This window comes from Streptomyces sp. SID12501, from assembly GCF_010550245.1.
In the GTDB taxonomy this organism is placed as follows: Bacteria; Actinomycetota; Actinomycetes; order Streptomycetales; family Streptomycetaceae; genus Streptomyces.
Map to the genome: position 1 here is coordinate 1 of NZ_JAAGLU010000773.1, position 423 is coordinate 423.

The 423-nt window shown below is 71.9% G+C and carries 1 pseudogene; it reads left to right on the forward strand.

Annotated elements, in window-relative coordinates:
* A pseudogene (locus G3I71_RS48395) lies at window positions 1–239 on the forward strand (hypothetical protein); the annotation flags it as partial.
* Window positions 240–423 lie beyond the last annotated feature (184 nt).

Here is a 423-nt window from a genome sequence, read left to right on the forward strand (position 1 = left end):
AAGTGGCGGAAGCCCACCCCCCGCCGAAGAAGCGCACTGGCCGCAAGCCCGCCGCCACCGACGACGAGCTCTTCGCCATCGCCCTCACCGCCCCGCTCGGACGCGATGGGCGCGTGTCAAGCCGCCACATCGAGACGGCTGTCCGCGCACGCGGCCTCCCCCTCGGCAGGGACCGCCGGGACAAGGTCACCCGGCAGGTCCAAGCCGAACTCGGCAGCGGCAGAGCGGACGCCGCGTAGGCGTCCGCCCGAAGTCACGCTGCTCCCCCACGCATCCGTCGCGGAGCGAGCTGGCGTTCGTACGCCCCATCCCACCACCCCGAAGCCGTTCCAGCCCGACCAACAGGAGGCACGCTCTTGCACGACGACCCCACTGCCACACGTCCCCACAACCTCCAAGCAGGCGGCCCCTACCCATGCCCCA